17 protein-coding genes are annotated in these 22,956 nt (G+C 72.9%); 12 read left to right on the top strand and 5 right to left on the bottom strand.

Annotated elements, in window-relative coordinates:
- The first annotated feature begins 384 nt into the window (after nt 1-384).
- The 5 genes from ACIPSA_RS22935 to ACIPSA_RS22915 are packed head-to-tail and all read left to right on the top strand — an operon-like array spanning nt 385 to nt 6,655.
- Entirely contained in the window at nt 385-2,214 is a 1,830-nt protein-coding gene (locus ACIPSA_RS22935) for a polysaccharide biosynthesis protein (RefSeq protein WP_402637829.1), read from the top strand.
- Nucleotides 2,211-2,936, top strand: coding sequence for a sugar transferase (locus ACIPSA_RS22930; protein ID WP_402637828.1), 726 nt, complete (start codon nt 2,211-2,213; stop codon nt 2,934-2,936). Before ACIPSA_RS22935 ends, ACIPSA_RS22930 begins: the two co-directional genes overlap by 4 nt.
- Nucleotides 2,929-4,092, top strand: a complete 1,164-nt coding sequence (locus ACIPSA_RS22925; protein ID WP_402637827.1) for a DegT/DnrJ/EryC1/StrS family aminotransferase — start codon at nt 2,929-2,931, stop codon at nt 4,090-4,092. Before ACIPSA_RS22930 ends, ACIPSA_RS22925 begins: the two co-directional genes overlap by 8 nt.
- Nucleotides 4,089-5,270 (top strand): Gfo/Idh/MocA family oxidoreductase, encoded by a 1,182-nt coding sequence (locus ACIPSA_RS22920; protein ID WP_402637826.1) that lies wholly within the window; start codon nt 4,089-4,091, stop codon nt 5,268-5,270. The genes ACIPSA_RS22925 and ACIPSA_RS22920 overlap by 4 nt, the downstream gene beginning before the upstream one ends.
- Nucleotides 5,270-6,655 carry a nucleotide sugar dehydrogenase gene (locus ACIPSA_RS22915; protein ID WP_402637825.1) on the top strand — a complete coding sequence of 462 codons (1,386 nt, stop codon included), beginning with the start codon at nt 5,270-5,272 and terminating at the stop codon, nt 6,653-6,655. Before ACIPSA_RS22920 ends, ACIPSA_RS22915 begins: the two co-directional genes overlap by 1 nt.
- Before the next feature lie 469 nt (nt 6,656-7,124).
- Here the strand turns inward: ACIPSA_RS22915 and ACIPSA_RS22910 are convergent, their stop codons facing one another.
- The 3 genes from ACIPSA_RS22910 to wecB are packed head-to-tail and all read right to left on the bottom strand — an operon-like array spanning nt 7,125 to nt 10,143.
- Complete coding sequence (locus ACIPSA_RS22910) at nt 7,125-7,736, bottom strand: acetyltransferase (RefSeq protein ID WP_402637824.1); 612 nt, start codon at nt 7,734-7,736, stop codon at nt 7,125-7,127.
- Nucleotides 7,733-9,031 carry a glycosyltransferase family 4 protein gene (locus ACIPSA_RS22905; RefSeq protein ID WP_402637823.1) on the bottom strand — a complete coding sequence of 433 codons (1,299 nt, stop codon included), beginning with the start codon at nt 9,029-9,031 and terminating at the stop codon, nt 7,733-7,735. Before ACIPSA_RS22905 ends, ACIPSA_RS22910 begins: the two co-directional genes overlap by 4 nt.
- Entirely contained in the window at nt 9,028-10,143 is a 1,116-nt protein-coding gene (gene wecB / locus ACIPSA_RS22900) for a non-hydrolyzing UDP-N-acetylglucosamine 2-epimerase (protein WP_402637821.1), read from the bottom strand. Before wecB ends, ACIPSA_RS22905 begins: the two co-directional genes overlap by 4 nt.
- A gap of 224 nt (nt 10,144-10,367) precedes the next feature.
- Here wecB and ACIPSA_RS22895 point away from each other — a divergent pair, with 224 nt between their 5' ends.
- The 5 genes from ACIPSA_RS22895 (at nt 10,368) to ACIPSA_RS22875 (ending at nt 18,285) form a co-directional block, all read left to right on the top strand.
- A complete protein-coding gene (locus tag ACIPSA_RS22895) occupies nt 10,368-13,187 on the top strand; it encodes an O-antigen ligase family protein (protein ID WP_402637819.1) in 2,820 nt (939 codons plus the stop codon).
- On the top strand, nt 13,184-14,410 hold the full coding sequence (locus tag ACIPSA_RS22890; protein ID WP_402637818.1) for a glycosyltransferase family 4 protein: 1,227 nt from the start codon (nt 13,184-13,186) through the stop codon (nt 14,408-14,410). The genes ACIPSA_RS22895 and ACIPSA_RS22890 overlap by 4 nt, the downstream gene beginning before the upstream one ends.
- The gene (locus tag ACIPSA_RS22885) at nt 14,407-15,381 is read left to right on the top strand and encodes a D-glucuronyl C5-epimerase family protein (RefSeq protein ID WP_402637816.1); all 975 of its coding nucleotides are present in this window, start codon (nt 14,407-14,409) and stop codon (nt 15,379-15,381) included. Before ACIPSA_RS22890 ends, ACIPSA_RS22885 begins: the two co-directional genes overlap by 4 nt.
- Entirely contained in the window at nt 15,368-16,561 is a 1,194-nt protein-coding gene (locus tag ACIPSA_RS22880; RefSeq protein ID WP_402637815.1) for a glycosyltransferase family 4 protein, read from the top strand. Before ACIPSA_RS22885 ends, ACIPSA_RS22880 begins: the two co-directional genes overlap by 14 nt.
- A 380-nt stretch (nt 16,562-16,941) precedes the next feature.
- Nucleotides 16,942-18,285, top strand: a complete 1,344-nt coding sequence (locus ACIPSA_RS22875) for a tetratricopeptide repeat protein (RefSeq protein WP_402637813.1) — start codon at nt 16,942-16,944, stop codon at nt 18,283-18,285.
- Between the two features lie 136 nt (nt 18,286-18,421).
- Here ACIPSA_RS22875 and ACIPSA_RS22870 read toward each other — a convergent pair whose 3' ends face one another.
- On the bottom strand, nt 18,422-19,192 hold the full coding sequence (locus ACIPSA_RS22870; protein ID WP_402637811.1) for a hypothetical protein: 771 nt from the start codon (nt 19,190-19,192) through the stop codon (nt 18,422-18,424).
- A gap of 339 nt (nt 19,193-19,531) precedes the next feature.
- Here ACIPSA_RS22870 and thrS point away from each other — a divergent pair, with 339 nt between their 5' ends.
- Complete coding sequence (gene thrS, locus ACIPSA_RS22865; protein WP_402637809.1) at nt 19,532-20,776, top strand: threonine--tRNA ligase; 1,245 nt, start codon at nt 19,532-19,534, stop codon at nt 20,774-20,776.
- A 61-nt stretch (nt 20,777-20,837) separates the two neighbouring features.
- Nucleotides 20,838-21,824 carry a nucleoside hydrolase gene (locus tag ACIPSA_RS22860; protein ID WP_402637807.1) on the top strand — a complete coding sequence of 329 codons (987 nt, stop codon included), beginning with the start codon at nt 20,838-20,840 and terminating at the stop codon, nt 21,822-21,824.
- Nucleotides 21,825-21,874: 50 nt separating this feature from the next.
- On the opposite strand, the gene ACIPSA_RS22855 is transcribed toward ACIPSA_RS22860, so the two are convergent.
- Nucleotides 21,875-22,798 (bottom strand): LAETG motif-containing sortase-dependent surface protein, encoded by a 924-nt coding sequence (locus ACIPSA_RS22855; protein ID WP_402637805.1) that lies wholly within the window; start codon nt 22,796-22,798, stop codon nt 21,875-21,877.
- Between the last annotated feature and the right edge of the window lie 158 nt (nt 22,799-22,956).

The raw sequence follows: 22,956 nt of genomic DNA, 5'->3' as shown, positions 1-22,956 counted from the left end.
CCATCAGTAATCAGGCGACTACTGAAAGTGTGCGGCGCTCCTCAATATGTCGGCGAATCCCGCGCATACTCAAGAAAGGCGTGGCGGTATTCGTCCACCCGGGGGGTGCGAAATCCTATTTTCGGGAGAATCGACTCCGCGGCGATAAAAGAATTTTGACGGCCACCCAGAAAGACGCGGCAATGTCCGTGGACATGCTGTCGGCGAAATGCCCGAATAGACCTCCGGCAAATGACATCCGTCTGATCGGGGTTCACCTTGCATGGGGATTGTGTCGGTGACGACGAGCTGACAGCGGTCCGTCCGGTGGCGTTCGACACCGCATCGGGGGGCCGCGCCCGGACGGGCGGCTGGTCCGGCGTCGCTGTCAGGTGTCGCGGGCCGGTGGCGCGGGCCGCCGCCGATGCGATCGCCTGGACATGCGGCCTGTTAATTGCCCGTCTGGCCACCGGTAGCGCTTCCGGCCCGTCGGCCGGACCCGGCGATCTGGTCGTGGTCTGTGCCGTCACATGGGCCGCTGCGGTACTGGCCGGGGCGGCGTGTGGGCTCTACTCCGGGCGCTATCAGGCTGGAGGCGGCGCCGAGTTGACCGCGGTGCTGCTCTCCGGGGGGCTGACCGGCCTGTGCCTGGAGGGATTCTGCCTGGTCCGGGTCCCCCTGGTGGGCGACAGGCCGGCCGTCGCCGGCATCGCCGCCGTGGTCGCCGTGCTGGGGATGATCATCGTGCGGGCCGCGGTCGCGGCCGTCCGGCGCAGGCCGAGACGGCCCGCGCCGACCGCCGTCAAAATGATCGTGTTCGGCGCGGGCAGTGCGGGAACCCAACTGGTGCAGCGGCTGATCGGCCAGCCCGGCGCGCAGTACCAACCGGTGGCCCTGTTGGACGACGACCCCCGCAAACGCCGGCTGAGGATCTGCGGCATCCGCGTGCGCGGCGGGCGGGAGCGGCTCGCCGAGGTCGCCGCGGAGACCAGGGCGACGGTCATGGTGATCGCGATCGCCGGGGGCTGCCGCGACGGCCGGGTGATCCGTGAACTGTCGACGCTGGCCGAATCGGCGGGCCTGATCACGAAGGTCATCCCGCCCGTGCACGAACTGGTCGCCGGATCGGCGCGGATCGACGACGTCCGGGACCCGCGGATCACCTATCTGCTGGGCCGCGAGCCGGTCCGGCTGGACCTGAGGTCGGCTGCCGGAGACTTCACCGGACGTCGGATCCTGGTCACCGGCGCGGGCGGGTCGATCGGTTCGGAGCTGTGCCGCCAGCTGCAACAGCTGCGTCCGGCTTCGCTGGTGATGCTCGACCGGGACGAATCGGCGCTGCACGCGATCCAGCTCGCCCTGCACGGACGTGCGCTGCTCGATTCCGACGAGATCGTGCTCGCCGACATCAGAGACGTCTCCCGTATCCGCGAGGTCTTCGCGCACTACCGCCCGGAGATCGTGTTCCACACGGCGGCGGTGAAGCATCTGCCGCTGCTGGAGCGCTATCCGGCCGAGGCCCTGAAGACGAACGTGGCCGGCACGCTGAACGTGCTGCAAGCAGCGGCGGACTGCGGTGTGCGGTCGTTCGTGAACGTCTCCACCGACAAGGCCGCCGACCCGGTGAGCGTCCTCGGCACCTCCAAGCGGCTCACCGAGCGGCTCACCGCCCACATGGCCGGCCAGTTCCCCGGTACCTGGGTGTCCGTCAGGTTCGGCAACGTTCTGGGCAGCCGGGGCTCGTTGCTCGGTTCGCTGTCCGCGCAGATCGCGGCGGGCGGCCCGGTCACGGTGACCCACCCGCAGGTCGCCCGGTACTTCATGACGGCCACCGAGGCCGTCCAACTGGTGCTGCAGGCCGTGGCCGTCGGGCAGAGCGGCGAGGTTCTCGTCCTGGACATGGGAGAGCAGGTCCGCATCGTCGACCTCGCGCGGCGGATGGCCGGCGCGGCATCGCGGCGGGTCGAGATCGTCTTCACCGGGCTGCGGCCCGGCGAGAAGCTGACCGAGGACCTGCTGGGCGCCGGGGAACCGGACCACCGGCCGAGACATCCGCTGGTCAGACAGGTACCGGTGCCGGCGCTCGACCCCGATGACATCACCGGCATCGGTCACCTCACCGATCCCGACGAGGTACGCGCGACCCTGGAGAAGCTCGTCGCCGCACCCGGCCCCGTGCGGTCGGGCCAGGCCGTGCTGCCCGGCCAGCCCGGAAGAGCGGAGGCCAGCAGGTGACCGCCCCGCTCGTACCGGGCCAGTACCGGTCGGGCTCGGCGAATCCGGAAGCCGCCACGCTTCCCGGAGCCGCCCGGCCCGGCAACCGGGTGCCGCACCGCGTGTCGTACCGCGGCAAGCGAGTACTGGACCTGGTCGTGGTCGGTCTGGTCCTCGTCCCGGCCGCGCTGCTCTTCCTGCTCGCGGCGCTGGCCCACCTGCTCGCGCACGGCAGGCCGGTCCTGTTCCGGCAGCAGCGGGTGGGCCGGGACGGCCGCCTGTTCGTTCTGCTGAAACTGCGCACCATGCGCAATGTCCCGGGCGGCTCGGCGACACCGAGCGGCGCGGACGCCGCCCGGGTGACCGCGGTCGGCCGGGTGCTGCGCCGGACGTCCCTCGATGAGCTGCCCCAGCTGGTCAATGTGCTGCGCGGAGAGATGAGCCTGGTCGGGCCGCGGCCGACGCTGCCGTACCAGGTACGCCGGTACACCGACCGCCAGCAGCAGCGGCTGCGGGCCACCCCCGGACTGACCGGCCTGGCACAGGTGCACGGGCGCCAGCAGCTGAGCTGGCCGGAGCGCATCGAGTGGGACCTGCGCTACGTGTTCCACCAGAGCTTCTGGCTCGACCTCGCCATCTTGTGCCTCACCGTGTGGACGGTCCTGGCCCGGGGCGGAGCCACCGCCGACCACGACGGCGATCCGATCGCCCGCAAACCAGAAAGGATGCCCACAGGTGCCTGACAGCAACGTCCGGATCCGGCTTGCCAGTCCCGACCTCGGTGAGGAGGAAGGGGAGGCGGTACGCCGGGTCCTGCGCAGCGGCGTTCTCACCAACGGCGCGGAGAACGAGGCCTTCGCGCAGGAGTTCGCCGACCGGCATCAGGCGCGGTTCGGTGTGACGTTCTGCACCGGCACGGCCGCGCTGGACGCGATGCTGCTCGCCGAGGGCATCGGTCCGGGCGACGAGGTGATCGTCCCGTCGATGACCTTCGTCGCCACGGCGACGTCGGTGTGCCACGTCGGGGCCACCCCGGTGTTCGCCGACATCGACCCCCGGACGTTCAACCTCGACCCGGTGTCCGTCGCGGCCCGGATCACCCCGGCCACCCGGGCGGTCATGACCGTGCACTACGCCGGGCAGCCCGGCGACCTGGACGGACTGGCGCGGGTGTGCGCCGCGGCCGGCGTGCCGCTGCTGGAGGACGCCGCGCAGGCGGCCGGCGCCGAGTACCGGGGCAGGCCGGTCGGCACCTTCGGCCGGTCCGCGATGTTCAGCTTCACCCCGACCAAGAACATCACCACCGGCGAGGGCGGCATCGTGCTGACCGACGACCCGGGCGTCGCGGAGCGGCTGAAACTGCTCCGCAACCACGGTCAGACGGGGCTGTACCGGCATCAGAGCCTTGGCTACAACTGGCGGCTGACCGAGATGCAGGCCGCGATCGGCCGGGTGCAGCTGCGCAAGCTGGACGGCATCCTGGGGCGCAAACAGATGATCGCGGGATCGCTGACCCGGCGGCTGACCGGGCTGCCCGGCCTGACCACGCCGCATCAGGCACCCGATGCCCAGGGCACCTGGCTGCTCTACACCTGCCTGCTTCCCGGCATCCGCGACCAGGTGCTCGCCGACCTGCTGGCGCAGGGCATCGAGGCACGGATCTACTTCCCGCCGGTACACCGGCAGCCCCTCTTTGCCGGGCGGGACCACGGCACCGGGCTCGCCGCCGCACTGCCGGTGACCGAGGCCGTCGCCCAGGAGATGCTCTCGCTGCCGGCACACCACCGGCTGACCGAGGGCGAGGTGGCCGAGATCGCCGACGCGGTGATCGCCGCGGTCGGCCGGGCCACGGCGGCGCCGGATGCCATGGCCCAGCTGATGCCGGCGGGTGACCGGTGACCCCGCTGCGCGCCGGGGTCTGCGGCCTCGGCACGATGGGTCGGCACCACGCCCGGGTCCTGGCCGCGATGCCCGGCGTACACCTGGTCGCGGCCTGCGATCCGGACAGGTCTGCCGGCGCGGCGGCGCCCAGCCTGCGTGTGCTGCCGGACCTGGACCAGATGCTCGCGCTGGACCTGGACATCTGCGTGGTGGCCGCGCCGACGATGGCGCATGCCGAGATCGGCGCACGGCTGGCCGAGGCGGGTGTGCACACGTTGATCGAGAAGCCGCTCGCGGCCAGCGCCGAGGAAGCCCGGACGCTGGCGGCGGCGTTCGAGCGGGCGGGTCTGGTCGGCTGCGTCGGGCACATCGAGCGGTTCAACCCGGTGGTCCGCGCCATGCGGGAGCGGATCGGGCGCGGTGAGATCGGCGCGGTGCGGCAGATCACCACCAGCCGCCAGGGACCGTACCCGCAGCGGATCCGCGACGTCGGCGTGATCCTGGATCTGGCCAGCCACGACATCGACCTGACCCGGTGGATCGCGAGGTCGCCGTATCTGAAGGTGTCGGCGGTGACCAGTCAGGTGCTGGACGGCAGCGGCCACGAGGACATGGCGGCGGTGGCCGGCGTGCTGGAAGACGGCACGGTGGTCAATCACCTGGTCAACTGGCTGTCCCCGGTCAAGGAACGACTGGTGACGGTGACCGGCGAACTCGGCTGCCTGCGGGGCGACCTGCTGGACCGGACGCTCCGGCTGTACCGCTGCGACCAGGGCTCCGCCACGTCACCGGCCGACGACCGGGCGACGCCGTGCGAGGTGGGCACCGAAGAGCCGCTGCGGATCCAGCTCGAAGGCCTGGTGGACGCCGTACGCGGCAACGACGACGGCATCGTGACCATGCGGGCCGGTGCGGAGGTGGTGGAGGTGACCAGTGCCATCCTGGCCGCGCCGTGGGCCGGCGTCGAGGTGCCGGCCACCGACAGGACGGCGAACCCGGTCCGGCCCGGCACGGGGCCGGCGGCCACCGTGGTCCCGGCCCAGCCGAACACCGACCGCACCGCGGCCCCGAAGACTCCCCGGCAGAGACCGCCGTCCGCGGCGGCGCCGGCCGGTCCCCCGGCCGGGCCGGACGGAGTGCTGCCGGTGCTGGTCGCGGGCTATGTGCTGGCCCCTGGCTCACGGAGGTTCTTCTGATGGCCGCGGTAACGGTCGTCGGCCTGGGCAAGATCGGGCTGCCCCTCGCGGTGACCATCGCCGCCGCGGGGCACCAGGTGACCGGCGCCGACATCAATCCCGAGGTGGTGGCCAGGGTGTCGGCCGGAGTGCCGCCGTTCCCCGGCGAACCCGAGCTGGACGTGCGGCTCGCCGAGGTGACGGGCAGGGGCGTGCTGCGGGCCACCACGGACACCACCGCCGCGGCGGCCGGCAGCGAGGTGGTCGTCATCGTGGTCCCGCTGGTCATCGGCTCCGACCGGCGGCCGGACCACCGCGCGCTGGACGCGGCCACCGACGCGGTCGGCGCGGGACTGTCCCCCGGATCCCTGGTGATCGTCGAGACCACGCTCCCCGTGCACACCACCCGGCGGCGGATCGCGGCGCGGCTCGCGGCCGCGTCAGGGCTGCGCCCGGGCACCGACTTCGGCGTCTGCCACAGTCCGGAACGGGTCTCCAGCGGCACCGTCTTCGCCGACCTCGCCCGGTACCCGAAACTGGTCGGCGGCATCGACCGGGCCAGCGGTGAGCGCGCGGCCGAGTTCTACGCCTCCGTGCTGTCCTTCACCGAGCGGCCCGACCTGCCACGGCCGAACGGGGTCTGGGATCTCGGCTCGGCGGAGGCCGCCGAGCTGGCCAAGCTGGCCGAAACCACCTACCGCGACGTCAATATCGCGCTCGCCAATGAGTTCGCCGGTTTCGCGCAGAGCGCCGGGCTGGACCTGCTGCCGATCATCGAGGCCGCGAACAGCCAGCCGTTCAGCCATCTGCACCGGCCGGGAATCGCGGTCGGCGGCCACTGCATCCCCGTCTACCCGTGGCTGTACGCGGCCGGTGACCCGGAGGCCAGGCTGCCGGTGCTGGCCCGTGAGATCAACGACGCGATGCCCGCCAGGGCGGTCCGGATGCTTGCCGAGCTGGCCGGCGACCTGCGCGGCAAGCGAGCGGTGGTGCTGGGCGTCGCCTATCGCGGAGGGGTGAAGGAGACGGCGTTCACCGGTGCGCTGCCCGTCGCCCGCGCACTGGCCGAGCACGGCGCCGTCCCACTGGCGCACGACCCGCTGTACGACGACGCGGAGCTGGCCGCGCTCGGCCTTCGGCCCTACCACCTCGGCGAACCGTGCGACGTCGCGATCGTGCAGGCCGACCATCGGGAGTACGCCCGGATCTCCCCGGCCGACCTGCCGGGGATCACCGCGCTGCTGGACGGCAGATCGGTGACGGATCCGGCGCTCTGGTCCGGTGTACCCCGGCTGGCCATCGGCGCCGGCCGACCGGGGCAGGTTGTTGGTGCCGGTGCCGATGCCGGTGTTGGTGGCCTGGTCGGTCAGCGGGCCTCCTCGGCGGGGATGCCGGCGACGAGTTGACCGGTGGTGAGGTCGCGGGGCGCGAGTGCCGCGGCGCCGTCCATGAGGGACGGTCCGGTCTGTCGGCCTTGCGGTACGGGGCCGGCGGATCGGTGGCCGATCCGGGTGTTCGGTCGGTCAGCGGGCCTCCTCGGCGGGGATGCCGGCGACGAGTTGACCGGTGGTGAGGTCGCGGGGCGCGAGTGCCGCGGCGCCGTCCATGAGGGACGGTCCGGTCTGTCGGCCTTGCGGTACGGGGCCGGCGGATCGGTGGCCGATCCGGGTGTTCGGTCGGTCAGCGGGCCTCCTCGGCGGGGATGCCGGCGACGAGTTGACCGGTGGTGAGGTCGCGGGTCACGAGTGCCGCGGCGCCGTCCATGAGGGACGGTCTGCCGGTCCTGCGGTACAGGGTCGGCAGATCGGTGATCGATCCGGCCGGTCCTGCGGTGCGGGGCCGGCAGACCGGTGGCCGATCCGGTGGTCCGGTCGGTCAGCGGGGTTTGGCGGGGATGCCGACGACGAGTTGACCGGCGGTGACGTCGCGGGTCACGAGTGCCGCGGCGCCGACCATGACGGACGGTCCGATCCGCCGGCCCTGCAGTACGGCGGCGTTGCTGCCCACCGTGGACCCGGCGCCGACGGTCACGCTGCCGGCGATGTTGGCCCCCGGCAGGATCGTCACGAAGTCCTCGAGCACCGTGTCGTGACCGATGCTGGCCTGGTAGTTGACCTGGACATGGGCGCCGAGGACGGTCCCGGTGGAGATGAACGACTGACCGAGGACGACACAGCCGGGCCCGATCCTGGCGCCGGGGGAGACAACCGCACGCGGGTCGATCACGGTCGCCGCTCGCAGGCCGCGCTCTTCGAACCGCCGGGCCAGCCTGCGGCGCACGCCGGCGTCGGCGATCGCGACCACGAAATCGTTCCGCTGCCCGTCCGTCGCGGCCACCTGTCCGGGCAGCAGCACCGGACAGCCGTCCACCGTCGCGGCGGCCGGGTGCTCGTCCACGAAGACGACCTTGGACGCCGTGGCTGTCGCCCGCACCGCGTCCAGCGTCTCCCGGCCGAAGCCGCCCGCGCCCACGATGTGCAGCGTCACCGCCGCTCCTCCGTCCGCGGTTCCGACACCGCGGTGAGGAACGCGTCCGCCAACGCGGTCATGCCGTGATGCCGGTAGACCCAGCGGCGGCCGCGCTCGCCCATCCGCTCCCGTTCCGTCTCGCTCATCGCGGCCAGCGCGGCCAGCGCGTCCGCCATGTCCGCCGGTGACTCGGCGGGGACGCACAGGCCGCCGCCGGACTCGCGCACCGGGCCGCCGGGCGCGTTGCTCGCGAACAGCACCGGCTTGCCGCACGCCAGGTAGTCGAACAGCTTGTTGCTGCTCAGGCCGTACTTGAAGACCGCGACATCGCGCAGGCAGAACAGCGTCACATCCAGCTCGGCCAGCACGGCCGGCACCGCCTGCTTCGGCACCGGCGGCCAGAACAGCACGTCGTCCAGGCCGTGCCGGTCCGCGAGGCGTTGGCACGCGGCCTTCTCCTGGCCGTCGCCGACCAGCACCACGGCGACGCGCGGACGGCCGGCGGCCCGCAGCTCGGCCGCGGCCTCGACGACGGTCGCCAGCCCGTTGGCCGGACCGTGGGAGCCCACGTAGCCGGCGACGAGACAACCGTCCTTGCGAAAGCGCCTGATCCGGTCGATCAGGTCCGCGGCCCGGTCCGCGGGGTCCGCGCGGTCCGGAACGTCCGGGCCGGTCGTCCGGCCCGGACCTTCCGGCCGGGGGAAGTCGCTGATCCCGTTCGGCACGTAATGGATCTTGTCGGCCGGGACGCCGTGGGCCGTCAGATAGCCGGCGGCGCCGGGCAACAGGCAGACCACTGCGGATGCGCGCCGGTAGCAGAACGACTCGACCAGCCGCAGCAGCCGGGCAGGCAGCCCGTTCGCGCGCAGCGCCCCCATGTCGATCAGTGTCTGCGGCCACAGATCGCGCACCTCGACGACGAAGCGGGCCCGGCGGCGGCGGGCGGCGAGCCAGGCGGCGAGCACCGCGGCCAGGTGCACCGATGAGCCGACGATCACGTCCGGCCGGTTCAGGCGGCGCTGCGCGGTGAGCACCCGGGCCGCGTACTGGGCCATGTTCAGCGCACGGCGGTATCCGTTGCTGGTGTAGGGCAGCGTGCGGACCCAGACGAAGCGGACGCCGTCGATCGTCCTGGTGGTCACCTTCTCGCCGGGCGCGAGCCGTTCCTCGCGCCTGCTGAAATGGCTGAAGCCGCTGGCGAAGACGGTGACTTCGTGTCCGGCCGCCGCCAGCACCCGGCCCAGCTCGTAATGCCGGGTGCCGGCGGCGCAGTCGGGCGGTGCCGCGTAGTGGTTGAAGATCCAGATCCTCATGCCGTCACCGTCCGCCCCGCCGCACCCGACGTCACGGGCCCGGCGTCGGTCCGTGCCGCCAGCTCGGTGACGATCCTGGCGGCGGCCGCACCGTCACCGAAGGGCGTCGGCGGCTCGCCGGCCGGCCGCGGTCTGGCCACCGCTCCCGGCAGCTCCCGCGGATCGGGCACCAGGACGTTCCAGCCGTCGTGCAGCGTCTCCGGCCACTCCGTCCCGGCGCGCAGGGTGCTGCACGGGACGCCGAGGATCAACGCCTCCTTCTGCAGACCGCCGGAGTCGGTGATCAGCCCGTCGGCTCCGGCCAGCGCAGCGATCATGCTGCGGTAGGGCAGCGGGTCGGCCGCCCGTAGCGAGCCTCCCGACAGGCCGATGCCGAACTGCCGGCATCGTGCGGCGAGCCGCGGGTGCACCAGCAGCCAGACCGGCTTCGGGCAGGCGGCGAGCGCGGCCACCACCGCGGCCAGCCGGTCCGGATCGTCGGTGGTGGCCTGCCGGTGCACCGTGGCGAGCAGATACGGCCCCGGATGCCGGGCGAGGAACGGCGGGAGCCGCTCCTCGCCCGGCTGCGCCGTCCGGTCCCGGATGGTCCGCAGCGTGTCCACCATCAGATCGCCGACCAGCAGCGAGCGAGCGGCCAGGCCCTCGGCGGCCAGCTGGGTCATGGCCACCGCGGTCGGCGCGAGCAGCAGGTCGGCCAGGTGATCGGCCACGAGCCGGTTGCGTTCCTCGGGCATCGTCCGGTCGAAGGACCGCAGGCCCGCCTCCAGGTGCGCGATCGGCAGTTCCTGTGCCGCCGCGGCGAGCGTGGCGGCGAGGGTCGAGTTGGTGTCGCCGTAGGTCAGCACCCAGTCCGGGCGCTCTCGCGCGAGTACCGGATCGAGCGCCGCGAGCATCCGGGACGTCTGCGCGGCCTGGCCGGCCGAGCCGGCTTCCAGGTTCACGTCGGGAAGCGGGATGCCGAGCTCGTCGAAGAAGGACCGGGACAGCAGGTGGTCATAGTGCTGTCCGGTGTGCACGATCAGGTGCTCGTCGCCGCCGAGGGCCAGCTGCCACGCGACCGGTGCCAGCTTGACGAACTGTGGACGTGCGCCGACCACGCTGAGCACCTTCACGGCCTGGTTCCCCTGTCATGCGTCCGGCAGGCCGGCGGTGGCCGGCCCGGCGCCGAGAAACGCTACTACTCTGCGTGGCCAAATGGCCACTATGTGTGCTCGCGCCACTACATTGTGCCTGCGTGCCGATGCGGCGAGCACATCCGCCGCCCCTGCCGTGCCGCCCCCAGTACCGCCGTAGTACCGATCCCGACTCCGGAGGCCGTTTTCTGGTGCAGTCGATCATGAAAAGTCTCCGCGTCCGGCTGCCGGGGGTGAGTCCCGCGGCGATCGGGGGCACGCTGGCCACGCGAGTGCTGGCCACGGCGATGAGCTTCGCGGCGGGCGTCATCGCCGCGCGGGGTCTGGGGATGCGAGGCAGGGCCACGTTCGCGGTCATGATCGCGGTCCCCGCCGTGCTCAGCGTCGTCACGGTCCTGGGCATGGACAACGCCAACGCCCGGTTCGCCGGAACCTCGCACACCGCGTTCCGGCAGATCGTCCGGTGGAGCCTGGTGTTCTCCCTGGTTCCGGGCACCGCACTGGCGGGGCTGTGGCTGCTGCTCGGTCATCTCTGGCCGGTCGTGCTGCTCGGCCTGCCGCTGCGGCTCGCGGTGATCGCGGCCGCCATGTGCCCGGTGACCTTGCTGTCCACGCTGCTGGGCATGGCCGAGGTCGGCCGCGGCCGGGTCGCTGCGTACAACCTCATGAGTACCGTCCCCGCGGCCGGCTACCTCGCCGGAGTCTGCGGCCTTCTCGCCGCGGGATCACTGACCCCCACCAGTTGCTTCCTGTCGGTGCTGGCCGGGCAGCTGGTCTGCGCCGGGATGCTGCTGATCGCGGCCACCACCCGCGTCCACGCCGACGGTGAACCGGTGTCCGCCCGCACCTTCGGCAGCTTCGCCATCAGGGCCTATCTCCCCAATCTCGTCCACTACGGCATGCTGCGCCTGGATGTGCCGGTGATCCAGATGCTGGCCGGGGCGACGGCCGTCGCCGTGTACGCGGTGGCGCTGCCCCTGGCCGAGGGGTTGTTCCTGCTGTCGACGACGGTCGCGCTGGTGATGTTTCCCGCGGTCACGTCGGGTGCCGTCGACGCGCGGGCGGCGGCCAGGATCGCCCGGACCGTGTTCGCCGCCGCGGCCTTGTGCGCCGTGCTGGCGGCGGCAGCGGCGCCCGTCCTGATCCCGGCGGTCTACGGGCGGCAGTACTCCGGTGCCGTGCCGGTGATCTGGGCGCTGCTCCCCGGTCTCGTGCTGTTCAGCGCGGGCCGTTCGATCCAGCCGTACCTGGCGGCCGCCGGCCTGCTCCGGCCGGTGATCACGGCCACCGTCATCGGCGCGATGGTCAACATCGCACTGCTGGGAGCGCTGACGCCCCACTATGGCGCGGTCGGTGCCGGCGTCGCCGACTCGGCCGGGTACCTGGTGTTCGCGGTGCTGCTCGGCCGTGGCGTGCGGCTGGGCTCCCGCGCCCGCCGGTGTCTTCCGGCCGAGCCCGCCACCGAGGAAGCCGAGCCCGCCACCGAGAAAGCCGATCCCGCCACCGAGGCAGGGGCGGGCCCCGCGCGCGGGCCGGATCGGCGGGCCACGGTCGAGACGGCCGGGGACCGCCGGCCGGGCGCGTACCTGATGCAGGCGGGGTCCGTCCTGGCCGGCAGAGCGCCCATGGTCGCGGCGGCGCTCGTGATGGCGGCGGGCGCCGGCTTTCTCGCGACAGTGCTCAGCCCCTTCATCAGCATTGCCGGCGCCGCCGGGCTCACGGCGGTCGTACTGCCCTGTCTGCTGATCCCGAACGCGGGTCTGTATGTGCTCGCGGCCGCGATCCCCTTCTCACAGTCCGACATCGGCGCTTCGCTGATCACACCGAGCCCGTTGCTCGCCCTGATGCTCATCTGCCTGCTGGGCCGTGTCGTCACCGGCCGGGGGATCGTGCGGCCGAAGCCGGCCGTCGCGCTGCTCGCCATGGGCACGGTCGTCTACATGCTGGCCGCCGGCGCCCTCCTCGGCGACTCCGAGCTGCCGGTCACCGGCACCTGGCCGTACCTGCTGCTGATGTGGGCGCCGTTGGTGCTGCTGCCACTGGTCGCCGAACCCGGACCGGCTCTCGACCGGGCGCTTGTCGTGTTCTGCTGCGGCAGCGTGATCCTGGCCGTGACCGAGATCGTCCAGGCCGGTTCCACCTTCACCGAGAAGTCGGATCTGACGCCTGCCGACGCCGCCGTTCTGGCCATCACCCAGGAGGGGGGTGCCAACCACAACGCCGTGGGTGCCCTGTTCGTCATGGCGGCCGCGGTCCTGCTCAGCCGCTGTCCGGCCGTCCGGGAGCCTCTGCCGCGGCTGGCGACCGGCGTCGGGGTCGTCGTGCTCGCCGTGGGGGTCGCGTACTCACTGAGCCGCGCGGCGTACCTGGGCGGGATCGCGGTGGTCGCGCTCTACGCCTTCCGCAGGTCTCTGCGCGGCCTCCTGGCCCTGGGCGTCGGTGCGGCCTGCCTGGTACCGCTGCTGCCCGCCGTGATCGGGGTCCGGTTCGGCTCGATGCTCGGCGGCACTCTGGACGCCGACTCCGCCGTACGGATCGACCTCTGGAACAGCGCACTGCGGATGTTCGAGGCGCACCCGTTCTTCGGCGTCGGTTATCTGAACTTCGCCGGCCAGTTGTCCGCCTACTACCGAGCCACCGGTGATTACCAGGTCATGCTCCTACAGTTCCCGCTCCTGCACTTCGCGCACAACACCTACCTGACAGTGCTCTCGCAGACCGGCCTGATGGGTGCGGCCGGGATCGGCGCGCTCGTCGTGTGCGGCGTCCGCCGGGCGCGGTGCGCGGTTCGCCGCGGTCATTTCGCCGGTGAGGCGGCACTGCTGGCGCTGTTCGGTGCCGGGGTCTGCTCGCTGTTCGGCGAGGTCCTCCTGGAACCGCCGCTGCTGGCCGGTCTGATGCTGATCATGCTGGCCGCGAGGGCGACACCGGCCGGCGCACCGTCATCGGCACCCGCACCCGCACCGGCAGCGGCAGCACCGGAATCGGCACCGGTGGCGGGTGTGGCGGTGGTGGCGCGATGAGCACGTCGCCGAACGGCAGGCCGCGGCGGCCGCTGCGCATCCTTCAGATCAGCTCGGCGGCCGTCGGCGGGAGCTGGTTCCACGACCAGGTACGGGGCCTTGCCGAGCTGGGCAACGAGGTGTGCGCGGTGCTGCCCCGAGAGGGCCCGCTCGCCGACCGGCTGCGCGGGATCCGCGGCGTCCGGGTGGAAATCATTTCGTTCGGACTTCCCAGACGGATCGAGCAGCTGCCGGAATCGGTGGCCGGGCTGTGGCGGCTGATGAGGTTCGTCCGGGCATACCGGCCGGACGTCATCCATTCGCATCTGATCACCGCGAGGCTCGCGGCTCGAGTGGCGTCGACCGCCTACCGGCCGGCACTGGTCGTGTCGCAGGTCCCAGGAGTGGTGCATCTACGGATCGCGCCCTTCCGGATCCTGGAGCGCCTCACGCTGCGCCGGGACGATCTGGTGATCGGCTCGTGCCGGGCGATCGCGCACCGTTACCGGGCCATGGGGGCGCGGTCGGTGGCGGTCAGCTACTACGGCTGCGATGTGCACAGGTTCGATCCGGCGACCCCGCCGGAGCCGTTCCGCCGTGAGTTCGGGCTCAGCGGCGCCACGCCGGCCATCGGCATGGTCGCGTACATGTATCCGAGCAAGGTGCGGGAGTTCCGCCAGGTCGGTGTCAAGGGACATGAAGTCTTCATCGACGCCGCCCCGTTGATCCTGCGCGAGCACCCCGGCGCCCGGTTCTTCGTGGTCGGCGACGAACTGGTCGGTGACGGGGCGTACCGGCGGGAGCTGGAACGCCGCGCCGCCGGGCTCGGCGTTGCCGACCGGATCACGTTCACCGGATTCCGGTCCGACATCAGCTCGGTCATGGCCGGGCTCGACGTGCTGGTGAACCCGTCGATGGAGGAGTCCGCCTGCTACACCGTGGTGGAGGCACTGCTCATGCGCAAGGGGGTGGTGGCGACCGACGTCGGCGGCCTGCCGGACACCGTGCAGAACGGCCGTACCGGCCTGCTGATTCCGCCCGCCGATCCGGAGGCACTGGGACAGGCCGTGAACGCGCTGCTCGCGGATCCCGCGGCGCGTCTGCGCATGGCCGGCCGCGGTCGTGAACTCGCGCTTCGCCAGTTCGACATCACCGCGACAGCGGGCCAGGTGAACGATCTGTACCACCAGGCACTGACCTCGTTGCGAGGTCGTACGCGACGCCGTCGGGAGAATCCCGCGTGAAGGACACGATGAGCGCCGGGACGGCGCTGCTCGGCATGGCCGGGAAGGCGGTGCGCGATCTGCGACGGCCGAGCTTCCCGGTCGACGCCACGACGCCGCCCGGCCAGATGCCCGCAGGCCCGCCGGGCAGGTACCCGCTCGACCTGCGGCCGATGACCGCCGGGAGCGTCCTCGACCACGAGGGACTGGTGGTCACCCGTGCCGCGACCGGCGAGACCTACCGCAACCCGGTCTCGGTCAGCCTGTACGCGCTCGCACAGCACACCGGCGCGCTCGCCGCCGGCCGGCATCCCGACGTCCCGGCCGACCGGCCGCCGGGCGTCCAGGCGCTCCTGACCCAGGCGAACTGGCTGCGTGCCAGTCAGGACGGCAACGGCGGCTGGCGTTATCCGGTACCGGTGCCCCGATACGGGGTGCGCCCGGGCTGGTACTCGGCGATGGCCCAGGGCCTGGCGGCATCCGTGATGCTGCGCGGGTACGCCACGACCGGCGAGCGGTCGTTCCTCGACGCCAGCGAGGGCGCGGTGGAACTGATGCTCCGGCCGCTGGCCGCAGGCGGGTGCTCGCACTACGACCACCGGGGCCGCCCCTTTCTCGAGGAGTGCCCGTCGGACCCGGTCAGCCACATTCTCAACGGTGCCGTCTTCGCCCTCTTCGGTCTCCGGGAGCTGAGCCTGCATCAGGGCGGGGCAGCCCACCAGCCGGTCGCGGACCGGCTCCGCGACTCCCTGGCCGCATTCGACCTGGGGTACTGGACCAGGTACGACCTGCGGTACCGCGCGCCCGCCAGCTTCGCGTACCACTGTCTGCACACCGCGTTGCTGACCGCGGCCGGAAGAGTACTGGACGACCCACGATGGCCGGCGGTGGCGCGCGCCTGGGACCGCTACGCGCGGAGCCCGGCCGGACGGCTGCGGGCAGCGGCGGGCAAGGGCCGTTTCGTACTGAGGGAGCGCTATGCCCGATCATGACCGGGACGACCCGCGACGGCTGGGCGTCGGCGATGCGTCGGCCGCGCCGCTGCGCGTCCTCCTGCTCGCTCCGGCCACCTCGTTTCACACCCGGCGCTGGGCGGACGACCTGGCCGAGCGCGGTCATCAGGTCACCGTCTGCAGCTGGCACGAGGCGGGCCCGAGCCCGGCCGGCTGGCGAGCCGCGTCCGTCCCCGCCGGCGCGTGGTGGCCGACGCGGGCGATGCGCGCGGGGGGCTGGCTGCGCCGCGAGGTGCGCCGGGCGCGGCCGGACGTCATCCACGTCCATTCGCTCGGCGTGCACGGGGCGCTCTCCCTTCTGCTGCCGGCCCGCACGACGGCACCGGTCGTGATCACCCCCTGGGGTTCCGAACTGCGGGCGGCGGACCGGCATCCCGGCCGGGCGCTGGTCGCCCGGCTGGCGCTCCGCCGGGCCGCCCGGTCGGTGCCGACCTCGCGGGAGGTGGCGGAGCGGGTCGCGGGCCGATACGGGGTCCTCCGGTCACGGATCACGGTCCTTTCCTGGGGGGTACCGGACGCGCTGCTCGACGCCGGGGACGACACGGATCACCGTTCGACGCGCGTGCGGTACGGCATTCCGGCCGGTGCCACGGTGGTGCTGTCGGTCCGCAGCACGTCGCAGACCTACCGGACGCACGAGATCCTCGACGCCTTCACCCGGGCCGCACGGGACCGGGCCGACTTGTTCCTCGTACTGCCGGCCGGTCACCAGCCGGCCCACGCCGCCGCCAGACGCGCACAGCGGGAATACCTCGGGCTGCTGTGCGCCCGGGCGCACGATCTGGCGGGCCGGTCCGTCGTCATCGATCAGCCGCTCAGCCAGGCCGAGATGTTCAGCCTGATGCGGGCGAGCGATCTGGCGATCTCGGTTCCCCGGACCGACCAGCGAAGCTCATCGGTGCTGGAAGCCGCGGCCGCCGGCTGCCGGCTGCTGCTGTCCGACATCGCGCCCTACCGGGAACTGGTGGCGGACGGCCTGCTGGCGGACCTGCTCCCCGGTCCGCTGGTCAGGACGCTGGCCGACGCGCTGTCGAGCGCCGGGCCGCTGAGCGCCGGCGACCGGCTGGCCAACCGGAAGCTGATCAGCGAAACCGAGCGCGGCTCCGTGAAGGTCGCCGAACTCGAGCGGCTGTACAGGGAGGTTGTCCGCACCGGCTGACCCCGGCTGACCCCGGTGACCCCGGCTGACCGGATCCGAGCGCCCGCCGTCGGCCGGTTTCGTCCACAGCTGTGGACACGTGCGGTGCGGTTCCTCAGCCGCGTTGCGGGTGGTGGGACGCATGGGGTGCCGGTCTCTCCTGGGCCGCTCGGGCCGGGCCCGCGTTGGCCGCCGTCACCAGGGCGGCCACGGCGATCACGGCAGCGGTCAGGCCCCTGGCGTACCGTGCGGTGGGGCGTCCGTAGCGTGCGGATGTGCGTCCGAGCACGGCAACCTCGCAACAACAGCGACGTATTAAGCATGCTTAATGCGCCGTTTAACCTAGAGGCTGACGGAGCCTAACGGCAAGGGGTGCTGGGGGAGTTGGGGGAGGTTCACGGATGCAGGAGCGGGACGACCCGGAGGTCATCGGGCGGCGGGTGCAGCAGCTGCGCACGGAACGGGGGCTGACCCAGCGACAGTTGGCGGAGCCTGCCTACACGCCCGCCTACATCTCGACCCTGGAGGCGGGTCGGGTACGTGCCTCCGACGACGCGCTGCGGCACATCGCCGGGCGGCTCGGCGTCACCTTCGAGGAGCTGGCCAGCGGACGGCCCGCGCACCTCGCCACCGATCTGCGGCTGCGGCTCACCGGGGCGCAGCGCACCCTGGCCACCGGGGAGGCGGAGGAGGCGGCGGCGCAGTACGCCGCCCTGTTCGCGGAGGCGGAGGCGCACGGGCTGGTTCTTGAGCAGGCCACCGCGCTGCTCGGGCTCGGCGAGTGCGCCCTGGACACCGGTGATCTGGCCGAGGCCCGGCAGTACTTCGAGCGGGCCGAGGAGCGGATGGCCGGAGAACCGCTGCCGGTCCGGGTGCCCGCGCTGCGCGGCCGGGCCGTCTCGCACTACCTCGCGGGTGAACTCCGTTACGCCGTCTACCTGCTGGAGTCCGCGCTCGACGAGCTGAACCGCGGCGGGCTGCACGACCCGGATGCCCTTCTGCTCCTCTACGCCAGCGTCATCGGGCCCTACATGGACATGGGCGCCCACGCCCGTGCCGCCCAGGCCGCCGAGTTCGCGCTGGCCCTCGCCCCGCAGGTGGCCGACCCCGCCCTGATCGCCCGTATGCACCGCTCCGTCGCCCGCACCCTGCTCGCCGAGGGCCGGGTCGCCGAGGCCGACGCCTCGCTGGCCAAGGCGGCCGAGCTGTACCGCCAGCTGCAGCTGCGCACCGAACTCGCCAACTGCCACTGGATGCGCGGATACGTGTACGCGCAGGACGGCGAACTGGAGCGCGCCGAGCACGAGTTGCGGGAGGCCATGGCGATGCTCTCGGCCACCCGCGCCGCCCTCTACAGCAGTCAGGCCGCCGTCGAGCTCGCCGACGTGCTGCGCCGGCGCGGCAAGTCGGAGGAGGCCGCCGAACTGCTGCACGGGGTGCTGGGGGACCTGTCCTCCGAGCGCGGTGCCGTGCACTCCGCCGGCGCGCACCGGCTGCTCGGCATCATCGCCGAGGACGCCCGGGACACGGAGGCGGCCGAGGAACACTACGTACGCGCCCTGAGCCTGCTGGAGCGGGCGGGCGCCGCCGGCGACCTCGCCGACCTGTGCCGGCTGCTCGGCGACCTGCTGCGCCGGACCGGGCGGGTGGAGGCCGCGCTGGACGCGTACCGGACGGGGCTCGGGCACCGTACGGCCCCGGGCACCACGACCCTCGGACCCGCGCCCGCCCAGCCGCCTCTGTGAGGTCCGCGGGCCCGCGCACGGTGGCGCCGGTCCGCGCCTGCGCACCGGCGGGTGGAGGCCGTGCTGGACGCGTACCGGAGGGGACTCGGGCACCACGGCCCTCGGCCGCCTGTGAGGTCCGCGGGCCCGGTCCGTGTCAGGCCTGGGCCCGCGCCTGCTCGTGGACCTGCGTCAGGCGCTGGGCACCGAGTTCGAGGGCCTGGCGGACGGTGCTCGCGGGCGGGGTGCCGAGGGCGCCGTCGGTGAGGACGATCGCGTCGTCGCCGACGCGCACGACGGCTACGTCCAGCGTGAGGACGGCGGCCTGGCCGTCGTTGGTGGTGGCCTGACCGGTCAGGGTGACCCGCAGGCCCTGCCGGGCGTCCCCGACCGGCGGCAGCTCGGCCCCGAGGACCTGGACGGCCTGCAGGCCCGCGCTGGTGGTGGCCGCCGTGAACTGCCCGCACGTCTGAGGCAGCGCCTTCAGCCAGTCCAGCGTGCGGTCCAGGTCCGCCCGCCGCCCGCCGACGACCTGGTAGCGCAGCTGGGCCTGGTCGTCGCCGTCGTCGAGCGCGGTCACGGCGTGCGTCCCCGACGGCTGCCCGAGCAGCTCGTCGGCGTACAGGGCGTCGAGCAGCCGCTGGCATTCGGGAGTCTGGGTGGTCGCCTTCAGCCACCCGTCCCGCCAGGTCGCGGCCCCCGCGGTCGGCCCCCACGGCCCGCCCATGTCCGCCTGGGTGATCAGAGCGGACCGGGCCTGGGCCTCCGTGAGGGCGGCGGCCGACGGGGAGAGCTGCCCGGCGGCGGAGGCGGGGGACGCCGGGCGGGCCCTCCTCCCCAAGCTGCTTCCCAGGCAGCCGGAGGCCATGACCAGCGCGCCGACGGTGAACAGGCAGGCGGCGGTGCGGCGGGCCGGGCGGACTGACATGACGGGGCCTCCTGAGCGTGCCGGTGACCGGGTGCGTTGACCGGGTGCGTGTTCTCACGGCACCACCCCCGCGCCCAGGCCACCAGCGCGACGAGCCGTCCGGGTGAGGGAGCGTCAGGGGCGGAGGTGTCCGGAGCGTCCGGAGCGGTCGGAGCGGTCGGAGCGGTCGGACGGAAAACCGGTCGACCGGGCGTCCGGGCTCCCGTTACCCTCGGCCCATGCAGCGAGCCGAGTCGTACCCCTTCCGCACGACGACGCCGGAGAGTGTCCCGGCGCGCTGACAGCTGACCCAGTCCGAAGCCCCGGGGCGAGTGCCCCGGGGCTTCGTCGTGTCACGGGGTGTTCGCCTCCCTCACCGAGGAGACCACCGTGCACGACCACCGCCGGCTCGGCCGCGAGCTCGACCTGTTCGACACCGACCCGCTGATGGGCGCCGGGCTGCCGTACTGGCTGCCCGACGGCGCCGTCGTACGGCACACCCTGGAGGAGTACGTCCGGGACGCGGAACGCGCGGCCGGGTACCGGCACGTGTACTCGCCCGTGCTCGGCAAACGCGAGCTGTACGAGATCTCCGGGCACTGGGACCACTACAGCGAGGACATGTTCCCGCCGATGGAGCTGGGCTCCGAACAGGTCGTCCTGCGCCCCAGCCTCTGCCCCCACCACGCCCTGATCTACCGCTCCCGCTCCCACAGCTACCGTGAACTGCCGCTGCGCATCGCGGAACTGGGCGGCATGTACCGTGCCGAGCTGTCCGGGGTGCTCGGCGGGCTCACTCGCGTCCGGGCCATCCAGCTCAACGACGCGCACATCTTCTGCACCCTGGACCAGGCGGTCGAGGAGGCCCGCGCCGCCCTGGAGCTGATCGGCCGCGCCTACGCCGACCTCGGTATCCGCGCCGCCCGCTACCGGCTCTCTCTGCCCGGCGAGGGCGGCAAGTACGTCGCCGACCCGGAGCTGTGGCGGCGGGCCACCGCGCTGCTGAAGGAGGTCCTGGCCGAGTCCGGCGTGGAGTACGAGGAGGCGGAGGGCGAGGCCGCCTTCTACGGCCCCAAGATCGACGTCCAGATCGCGGACCCCGCCGGCCGCGAGTCCACCCTGTCCACCGTCCAGATCGACTTCCACCAGCCCGAGCGCTTCGACCTGCACTACATCGGCGCCGACGGGGCCAGGCACCGGCCGGTGATGGTGCACCGCAGCATCATCGGGAGCGTGGAGCGCGCTGTCGCGCATCTCGTCGAGGAGCACGGCGGGGCCTTCCCGGCCTGGCTGGCGCCGGTGCAGCTCGTCGTGCTGCCCGTCGCGGACGAGCAGTACGCGCGTGCGGAGGCCGTGCTGCGCGAGGCCGTCGCCCGGGGGCTGCGGGCCGAGCTCGCCGGTCCCGGGGAGGGCAGCCTCGGCGCGCGGATCCGGGCGGCGCGTCTGGTGCCGTACCAGGCCGTGATCGGCGCGCGCGAGGCGGACGGCGACGAGGCGGCCGTACGGCTGCGGGACGGCCGCCGCCCGGGGAACGTGCCCGTCGACGAGCTCCTGAACCGGATCACCGCCAGGGTCGGAGCCCGCGGAACCGCCCTCTGGGACTGAGCGACGCATAAGGTCGGGACGGGGCCCCGAGGGTCCCGAGGAACCAGGGAAGGAGCCCGCCGTGGCCGACCGGACGACGACCATCCCCGTGATCATCGACTGCGACACCGGCGTCGACGACGCCCTGGCCCTGCTGTTCGCCGTACGCCACCCGGCCCTGGACCTGCGCGCGGTCACCTGTGTCGCCGGGAACACGGACGTGGACGGGGTGGTCCGCAACACCCTGAAGGTGCTGGAGCGGGCGGGCGCCCCGGAGATCCCGGTCGCCCGCGGGGCCGAGCGGCCGCTGATCGAACCCGCCCGCTCGGCCCGGCACGTGCACGGGCGGGACGGCATGGGCGACATCGGGCTGCCCGCGCCCACCCGCTCCCCGGTCGACGTGGACGCGGTGACCCTGCTGCGCCGCGAGATCCTCGCCTCGCCGCGCCCGGTCACCCTGATCCCGACGGCCCCGCTCACCAACATCGCCCTGCTGCTGCGCACCCACCCGGAGGTGACCCGCAACATCGAGCGGATCGTGTTCATGGGCGGCGCGGTGGCCACCGGGAACGCCACTCCGGTCGCCGAGTTCAACGTCTGGCACGACCCGGAGGCGGCCGCGATCCTGCTCACCGCCGGGGTGCCGATCACCATGTACGGGCTCGACGTCTTCACCCGGGTCCTCGTCCCGGGGGCGGAGGTACGGCGGCTGCGCGCGAGCGTCGAGCCCGGGGCACGGCTGGCCGGTGAGCTGCTGGCGCACCGCCCGTCCGCCCCCGACTCCGACGGTGACGACCCGGCGGGCGGCCTCGGCGACGCGGGTGCCGTGTGCGCGGTCGCCGACCCGGCCGGCATCACCACCCGCCCGCTGCCCGTCGAGGTCTCCCTCGCCCCCGGCCCGACCCGGGGCCAGACGGTCGTCGACCGCCGACCGCGCCCCGGGGAGTCGGAGATCCACCACGGCGTCCGCGAACAGGCCCTGGTGGACGTGGCGTTGGACGTGGACGTGGAGCGTTACGTGAAGCTGTACCTGGAGACGGTCGCGCCCGAACGCCCGGGTGCGGAATGACGAACGCCCCGGAGCGGGGGTCTCCGGGGCGTTCGTATCGGGGGGTTGGTTCAGGAGCGGGCCGTACGGCGGCGCTTCGTCGCGAAGACGATCGCCGCGCCGCCCGCGAGGAGGACCGCGGCGCCTCCCGCGATGATGCCGCTGCCGCTGCCGCCACCGGTCTCCGCGAGGCCACCGCCGCCGCCGTTCGGCGTGGGGGCCGGGGCGGAGGTCGACTCGGAGGCGCTCGGGGTCGGGGTGGAGGTCGACGGGGTCTCCGACGCCGGCGGGGTCGTCTCCTCGGCCGGGGTCGACGGCTGTGCGGACTCCGGCGTGGACGGCGTCGGGGTGGCCGGGGGTTGCGACCCGGTCGTCGTCGAGCAGTCCTTCGTGCCGCCGTTCCACGCCGCGATCAGCTTGTCCTTGATGACCGGGTGGTCCGGGCCCTTGGGCAGGTCGCCGTGCTCGAAGCCGTCGTTCGCGTCCGTCCGGCCGTCGAACTTCACCGCGCCGCGGTAGAGGTCGACCTGGGCGAAGCAGCCCGCGTCCGGCACCGCGATGTCGAGGGAGTCGGTCTGGCCCTGCTTGACCGTCACGGAGTCGAAGTCGACGAAGACCTGCTCGCCGGAGGTGGCGAAGGACGGGCCGTGGGCGATGTAGGAGGCCAGGGAGGCGGTGCAGGTGGTGGCGTCACCGGCGGCGCGGACCTTGATGTGGACCTTGCCGTCGTCGGTGGGCTTCAGGTTCTGGTCGTCGACCTTGACCGAGTCGTAGAAGGAGTTGCCGTCGAGCGAGAACTGGCAGCGGTCGGTGCCGGTCTCCGTGCCCGCGCCGGTGCCGGGCTTGTAGGTGCCGCCGGACTTCCAGCCGTCGCCGCCGGGAGCGTCCTCGGCCCAGGCGCCGGAGGCGGCGGCGACGGAGGCCGCGCAGAGGGCGAGCGACGCGGCGCCCGTCCCCAGCAGGCGGCGCACGGTGACACGTCTGGCTATGGACATGGCTATCCCATCTCAGGAGCTCAGAGAGAGCGGAGGAAAGGCACAAGAAAGGCGGGAGAACACTGGCCCCATCGGTCACATGCGGCACAGCGTGGTCACATGGTGGGTCCCGTTGTTGAACCCTGTCAACTTACGGTGACGTAAGGGGAGTTCGGAGA

Origin of the sequence: Streptomyces sp. NPDC086549, from assembly GCF_044746205.1 — a bacterium.
Classification (GTDB): domain Bacteria; phylum Actinomycetota; class Actinomycetes; order Streptomycetales; family Streptomycetaceae; genus Streptomyces.
The sequence above is the reverse complement of the archived record's forward strand: the minus strand, read 5'-3'. Positions and strand labels throughout refer to the sequence as shown.